7 protein-coding genes and 1 pseudogene are annotated in these 6,480 nt (G+C 65.7%); 7 read left to right on the forward strand and 1 reads right to left on the reverse strand.

The genetic code is table 11. From position 1 onward, the window contains the following. Nucleotides 1-486: 486 nt before the first annotated feature. The 6 genes from OCH239_RS23380 to OCH239_RS17835 all read left to right on the forward strand — a co-directional run bounded on the left by OCH239_RS23380 (nt 487) and on the right by OCH239_RS17835 (nt 5,292). Nucleotides 487-741, forward strand: coding sequence for a hypothetical protein (locus OCH239_RS23380; RefSeq protein WP_211242020.1), 255 nt, complete (start codon nt 487-489; stop codon nt 739-741). Between the two features lie 496 nt (nt 742-1,237). Then, a complete protein-coding gene (locus tag OCH239_RS17815) occupies nt 1,238-2,845 on the forward strand; it encodes a glutamate synthase-related protein (RefSeq protein ID WP_037265697.1) in 1,608 nt (535 codons plus the stop codon). Further along, on the forward strand, nt 2,842-3,204 hold the full coding sequence (locus OCH239_RS17820) for a hypothetical protein (protein WP_037265674.1): 363 nt from the start codon (nt 2,842-2,844) through the stop codon (nt 3,202-3,204). Before OCH239_RS17815 ends, OCH239_RS17820 begins: the two co-directional genes overlap by 4 nt. After that, nucleotides 3,201-4,253, forward strand: coding sequence for a Rieske 2Fe-2S domain-containing protein (locus OCH239_RS17825; protein WP_037265678.1), 1,053 nt, complete (start codon nt 3,201-3,203; stop codon nt 4,251-4,253). The genes OCH239_RS17820 and OCH239_RS17825 overlap by 4 nt, the downstream gene beginning before the upstream one ends. After that, a complete protein-coding gene (locus tag OCH239_RS17830) occupies nt 4,250-5,011 on the forward strand; it encodes a hypothetical protein (protein ID WP_037265679.1) in 762 nt (253 codons plus the stop codon). The genes OCH239_RS17825 and OCH239_RS17830 overlap by 4 nt, the downstream gene beginning before the upstream one ends. Further along, the gene (locus OCH239_RS17835; RefSeq protein WP_051489589.1) at nt 5,011-5,292 is read left to right on the forward strand and encodes a hypothetical protein; all 282 of its coding nucleotides are present in this window, start codon (nt 5,011-5,013) and stop codon (nt 5,290-5,292) included. Before OCH239_RS17830 ends, OCH239_RS17835 begins: the two co-directional genes overlap by 1 nt. Nucleotides 5,293-5,616: 324 nt before the next feature. Here OCH239_RS17835 and OCH239_RS17840 read toward each other — a convergent pair whose 3' ends face one another. Then, entirely contained in the window at nt 5,617-5,868 is a 252-nt protein-coding gene (locus OCH239_RS17840; RefSeq protein ID WP_211242021.1) for an HdeA/HdeB family chaperone, read from the reverse strand. Nucleotides 5,869-6,193: 325 nt separating this feature from the next. Between OCH239_RS17840 and OCH239_RS22865 the strand changes: the two are divergent. Then, nucleotides 6,194-6,301, forward strand: a pseudogene (locus OCH239_RS22865) (transposase); the annotation flags it as partial. Nucleotides 6,302-6,480: the final 179 nt, after the last annotated feature.

The following is a 6,480-nucleotide window of genomic DNA, read 5'->3' on the forward strand; positions in this document are numbered from 1 at the left end:
GAGTGCGGCCCAATGCTTATGCAGCAAGGGACGCGTTAAAGGCATCGCGGAACCGGTCATAGGTGGGCCGGGCTAAGCTGTTGATCTTGATCGGCGTCGCTCAACGCACCGACGTTGGCAGATCAGCAACCGTTGTTGATGCTTCCGGCGGCGAAAACTGACTGCGAGCCCAGAGTGCCGGCTGCTGCAAATTGGACGAATGGCGGCTTTGGGCATGGGTTCACCACAGCATACCCTTCAATGAGACGACAAGGTCGGAGAAATTTCCGCGAAGTAGACCGGTATCTTTCGGTTATTTCGCCTGAGCGGGCGACATTCGAAATTAAGGATATTATATAAGCCTGGCCTTATCGGCGAATTTATGCAGTTTTATGATAGTCTCTTTCTGTCGTATCGCAAAACGCGTTTCCCGCAGTTCGCGTACTTTATTGGCGATGGGCCGCGACCTTGCATCACGCAATCTTCACAGTTTTCATCGGAACGGGCATGGAATATCCGCTCTTCAGAAATTGTCCGCTCAATGGAGCAGGCCCCGAAACCTGTTCGGACCTCAAAGGGAGTTTCCCGATGAAGATTACGACCCTCGCCGCCGTGGCACTGGTGATCCCCGCCGTGGCGTTTGCTCATTCGCGCGAGAACATCCGCATCGTCGGTTCCTCGACCGTCTATCCATTCACCACCGCGGTGGCAGAGAATTTCGCCCGCGATACGGGCCAAGCTTGCCCCATGACAACGGGGTAAGAATTCGAGGGTCATGTTCCGGGACGTAACAGTACGGTGAGGCGCAAACGTTTCCATGGGACGCAATTCTGTGAGCCGGCAACAAACCTCGTTGCCAGTTCCGGTGAATCTGCCATCATGTGACCCTAGGTCAACATGGGTGGGGGAGGTCAGCTGCCATGGGATGTCACGGGGCGGCGGTGATGGTCTTTGCCGTCTTCGATACGTTCTCCGCCCGGCGCGCGGCGGCTGCAGAGGGCTGCCATGTCCCGGCAGGCCCTTCGGCCGCGCTGACCGGCGGCGCGCCTCCGCGGACGGGTAAGGATGACCTCCGGAGCGCCGCCGAAAGGGGCCCGGGGTCCTGGGCTTTCCGCGAGGCGGTGCATGTAGGGCGGCACCCGAACGTCTCCGCCGCGGTCCGGACGCGGATCTCCTCCCGGGGCGAGCGGCCATGGAGAGCGTCCTCCTCGTCCGGCGCCGCGGCTGGCCTGGCCCGGGGCCCGGCGGGACCGGTCCGATGGAGATGATCCCGGTCGCCACCTTCGGCGAGCTCGCCGACCGCGAGCCGCAATACGCCCTCGTGGGAGAGGTCGATCTCGTCGTGGTGCGCTGGGACGACGAGGTGTCGGTGTTCTACGGCCGCTGCCTGCATCGCGGGGCGTTGATGGCGGACGGGTTCGTCCGCGGGCGCAACCTGATCTGCGGGGTCCATGACTGGGATTACCGTCTCGATACCGGCGTGTCGGAATACGCCAACAAGGAGAGGCTCAAGAAATTCGCGAGCCGCGTGGAAGACGACCGCGTGCTCGTCGACGCGGACGAGATCGCGGACTGGGCCGCTTGCAACCCGCAGCCCTTCGACCGTTCGGCCTATCTGGGGCTTTATGCGGACCCGTCGCACGGGACCGAGGAAGAGCCCTATATCGCGCTCACCCAGTCCTATGCCCGCGACGGCCTCCGGCGCACGGGTGGTCACGGCGAGATCGGCGCGATGGGCGTCTCGCGGGGGGCGCTGCCCTCCTGGGACGACATCCAGATCCTGACCGCGCAGCTTCACCGGGCGCCGCTTCTCGATGACGCCCCCGTCGGCACCGACGTGGTGATCGGACCCGCGTCGCGGAAGCCGCTGCGGCTGAAGATCCCGCTCCTTGTCTCGGACATCTCGTTCGGGGCGCTGTCGGAACCCGCGAAGATCGCCCTCGCCCGCGGGGCCGAACTTGCCGGAACCGGCATCTGCTCGGGGGAGGGCGGCATGCTTCCCGAGGAGCAGGAGGCCAATTCCAGGTACTTCTACGAATTGGCGAGTGCGCGGTTCGGCTTTTCCTGGGACAAGCTGGACCGCGTCCAGGCGTTCCACTTCAAGGGTGGGCAGGGCGCCAAGACCGGCACCGGAGGCCACCTGCCGGGGCGGAAGAACACCGGCCGCATCGCCGCGATACGGGGTGTGCCGGAGGGGGAGGACGCGATCAGCCCCGCGCGCTTCCCCGACTGGACCGAGCCCGCGCAGATCCGCGTCTTCGCCGACGAGGTGCGGGAGCGCACGGGCGGCATACCCCTAGGGTACAAGCTGTCGGCGCAGCACATCGAGATGGACATCGATGCGGCCCTCGAGGTGGGGGTCGACTACATCATCCTCGACGGGCGCGGCGGCGGCACCGGAGCTGCGCCCACGCTCTTCAGGGACAACATCTCGGTGCCGACGATCCCGGCGCTCGCGCGCGCCAGACGCCATCTCGACCGGACCGCGCCGGACGTCACGCTGATCGTCACGGGCGGGCTGCGCACGCCGGCGGACTTCATCAAGGCGATGGCGCTCGGCGCCGACGCGGCGGCGCTATCGACCGCGGCCATGCAGGCGATCGGATGCATCGCGATGCGCGCCTGCCATACCGGCAACTGCCCCGTCGGCATCGCGACGCAGCGGCCTCACCTCGTCAACCGCCTCGTGGTCGAGACATCCGCCCGGCGTCTCGCCACCTTCTTCGCCGCGGCGACCGAGCTGATGCAGGTCATGGCGCGCGCTTGCGGGCACGACCATGTCGCGAAGTTCGAGGCGAGGGACCTCACGACCTGGAAGCGCGAGATGGCCGAGCTTTCGGGCATCGCGTACGGGGGCGTGCGGTGAGCGCCGCGGCGGCGATCTTGGCGCTGGTCAGGACGTGGCTCTGGATCGGGGCAGGGGTTGCCGCGCTGTTCCTGACGATCGGGATCGGGCGGATCGATGCCAACGCGCGCAACGCCTTCGTCTTCCGGACGCTGCTGGTTCCGGGCATCCTTCTGATCTGGCCGCTCGTGTTGTGGCGCTGGTGGTGCATCGAGCGCGGCAGCCCGTGGATCGCGCGGTATCGCCCGCCCTCGGCCCATGGCGCGGCTGCGGTCGCGATGGCGATCCTCGTTCTTGCCGCGCTCGGCCTGTCTCTGGGCGCGCGGCAAGACTGGCCGGCGGGATTCGAACCGCGGCGGCTCGCGGACGCCGCGCCATGAGCGTCAAGTACGTCCCCGTCCAGTGGAACCGCTTCAAATGGGGCTACGACGCGGTCCTTCTCGCGGGCATGGCGGTCTTCCTCTGGGCCTTCCTGCGGATCGACGCGGCCGTACTCGGGCACGCGCGCGAGGTCTCGGGCCCGATCCGCAACGCCCGCGCCTTCGGCGCCTGCGCCTTCGCGATGATGACAATCATCCTCTGCATCGGGCCGCTTGCGCGTCTCGACGCCCGTTTCCTGCCGCTACTCTACAATCGCCGTCATTTCGGCGTCCTGACCGCGGCGGTGGCGCTCTCGCATGCCTCCCTCATCCTGAACTGGTACTTCGCGTTCTCCCCCGCCGAGCGGTACCAGACGGTACTTTTCGCCAATACCAGCTATGCCGGCGGGGTCGCGGGCTTTCCGTTCGAGACTTTCGGGATCTTCGCGCTTCTCGCGCTTCTGATCCTCGCCGCGACGAGCCACGATTTCTGGCTGGCGTTCCTCACGCCGCCGGTCTGGAAGGGGCTCCACTACCTGATCTACCCCGCTTACGCGGCGGTCGTCGCACATGTCGCCTGGGGCGCGCTGCTCGATCGCGGGAGTGGCACCTTCACGTGGGTGGTGTTTGCCGGAGCGCTCGGCGTCGTGGTCCTGCACCTCATCGCTGCGCTGAAGGACCGAAGGGGCGTCCGGCCGGAGACATCCGACTGGATCGACGCAGGCGATCCCGCGACCATCGCCGAAGGGCGCGCACGCATCGTCATCCTGCCCTCGGGGGACCGGGTGGCGATCTTCCGCCACCAGGGGCAGCTGTCGGCGATCTCGAACGCCTGTGCGCACCAGAACGGCCCCCTCGGCGAGGGGCGGATCATCGACTGCCTCGTGACCTGTCCGTGGCACGGCTTCCAGTACGAACCGCGGACCGGGCGCGCGCCGCCGCCCTTCACGGAAATGGTGCCCACCTTCGCGCTCAGGATCGTGGCCGGTCGTGTGCAGGTCGATCCGACCACAGCTCCGCCCGGCACTCCGCAGGCGCCGGTGCCGATCCCCGGTGCGGTCACGGCATGAGCGAGCGGCCCTTCTTCGTCGGTTATGTGGGCCTTCCCCGGGGAAGTCGCGGCTTCGCCGCCGCGCTGGCGGTCGTACTGGTCCTTGGCGCGGGGCTCCTTGCCACAATGGTCGCGCGGTCGGTGGACGATCCCGGCCCCGGCGCGTTCCGCTTCGATCTCGGACCCCAGAAAGTTACCGGCATCGTCGAGCTGACACCGGCTCCTGTCCTGCACGTGACCGAAGGCACGAGCACGATCGCGCCGGGACATACCCTCATGCTTTCGGGGCAGGGCAAGAACGGTGCATTGCCCCGGGCCCGGGCGCTCGAAGGGCGGCTCGCCACGGCTTCCGGCATCCTGCTGACGCGCGGCACGCTCGACATGCTGCAGATCGGGGGCGGTGAGGCGGGCCTCGGCCCGGCGACCGGAGCTTCGGCCCCCGCGCTTCCCGCCCCAGAGCCGCTCGGACGGTGGGCGCTGGCGGGCGAGATCTGCGACGGAAAATGCGCGTCGGGAGCGATGCTTCCCGGCCTCGGGATCGCGCACAAGGCCTGCGCCAACCTCTGTATCCTGAACGGCCTGCCGCCTGTCTTCGTCTCGACCCGGCCGGTGGCGGGCGCGAGCTTCCTGTTGATCGCCGGCACGGCCGAGGCTCCGATGCCGCCCGAGCTCTACGACTGGGTCGGAGAATACGTGACGCTCGAGGGGCTGGTGCGGCGCCACGGCGACCTCCTTGTCCTGACCGTGGATCCCGCGACGCTGGAGCGCGCACCCTGATGCGGCGCCTCGTCGCCCTGTCTCTGGCGATCCTCGGCGGCGTGGCCGTCGCCTTTGCGAGCCGGTTCTGGGTGCTTCCCCTCTGGTCGGGCGGGCTCTTCGGGATCGATGCGCTCCCCGCGGAGGGAGGACTCGTCCGGCGCTGGCTGCAGGGAACTCCGTTTGCCCCGTTCGAGCTGATCGTCTGGCTGGCGGGCGGGGTCCTCCTGCTCAGCGCAACCGAGGCGCTGACCGCGTGGTTCGCGCCGCCAGGATCGACGGACGATATCCAGGAAGGGTGATCGGCGAGGCTTGCACATTCCCCGTGAAAGAACGGGGCAGTTTCCTTTCCCTTGCCGTCCGGATGCCTATGGGAATTGCCACCGATGCGGCGCGGCGCGCGGAAAGGTGAATTGCGGCCGAAGGGTCAGGCCGCAATTTAGTTAGCATGTATGAATGGAGTAACCGGCGGATTGGTTTGCCGCGCGACGCGTAGCGGGAATGAAATCGTCATGGAAGCGGATGCCGGCATCGGATGGACCGAATTGGACTTGTCAACACAAGCAGGCCACGCACTAAGGCGTGGCCTGTCGCCGTTTCAAACGCGGCAGCGAAAGATGGCAGTGTCAGTCGTCCATGCTCATGCCCGAAGTGGCCGCCACGATGAGAGCTGTCGAACCCTCGTTGCTGCCACAGATGCTATCAAGACGAACGCGCGCCGAAGACGCGCTCTGTCCTGAGGCAAGACGTTCGACGAGTGCGGCCGCAGCGGCCAGCTGACCCTGCTCGTCCATGTCGCCGAATTCCGCGCAGGTGATGCTTGTGATATCCATTTCCTCCTGCTGCGCGAATGCAGGTGCGGCCAGGGTCATTGCCATGCCGCAGGTCGCGAGGACCCTATTGAAAACATTCATCTGTCAATTCCCTCTTGGGGTGTGCGAGGCACGACCCGGTTTTCACTGTGCGACGAGTATCGCAATTCCAAGAATAACGATCGGCTCTTCGATATCCACGAACAAGTTCGTTACGAATGCTACATTCGTGCATTCGTGCATTCGAGATATCGGAGGTAATATATATTACGCGGCGGTGAAACGCGCGAAATATATGGCGTATACTTTGAAACCCTGGTCGAGATTAGCCTCGGGACCCATAGATTGGCCCGCTGAGGCACGATTCAGGGCTCGAAAAGCGAGCGGTGGCATGAGCAATCTCTGCTGGCTGACAGACCCGCAGATGGCGCGTCTTGCACCATGCTTCCCCAAGTCGCATGGCAGGCCCCGGGGCGATGACCGGCGCGTCTTGTCGGGAAATGATCGTCATCTTCATGCTGCAAGTGCATCGGTTGGTTGCCGAACGACCGGAAAGTCCCGCACTTCCAGAACCAATACCTGGCGCCGTGGACGGCGGCTCCGAGCCCGCCTTACCCATTCCCTGAACTGCACCTCATGGCGCTACTTAGAGTCTTAACAGGCTGCTGAAGAAGTCGG

The organism is Roseivivax halodurans JCM 10272, from assembly GCF_000521785.1.
Taxonomy (GTDB): domain Bacteria; phylum Pseudomonadota; class Alphaproteobacteria; order Rhodobacterales; family Rhodobacteraceae; genus Roseivivax; species Roseivivax halodurans.

Bases quoted from the DNA above. Each gene is read 5' to 3' on its own strand.
- OCH239_RS23380 (WP_211242020.1), top strand. From the start codon at position 487: ATGGAATATCCGCTCTTCAGAAATTGTCCGCTCAATGGAGCAGGCCCC.
- OCH239_RS17815 (WP_037265697.1), top strand. From the start codon at position 1,238: ATGGAGATGATCCCGGTCGCCACCTTCGGCGAGCTCGCCGACCGCGAG.
- OCH239_RS17825 (WP_037265678.1), top strand. From the start codon at position 3,201: ATGAGCGTCAAGTACGTCCCCGTCCAGTGGAACCGCTTCAAATGGGGC.
- OCH239_RS17830 (WP_037265679.1), top strand. From the start codon at position 4,250: ATGAGCGAGCGGCCCTTCTTCGTCGGTTATGTGGGCCTTCCCCGGGGA.
- OCH239_RS17835 (WP_051489589.1), top strand. From the start codon at position 5,011: ATGCGGCGCCTCGTCGCCCTGTCTCTGGCGATCCTCGGCGGCGTGGCC.
- OCH239_RS17840 (WP_211242021.1), bottom strand. From the start codon at position 5,868: ATGGCAATGACCCTGGCCGCACCTGCATTCGCGCAGCAGGAGGAAATG.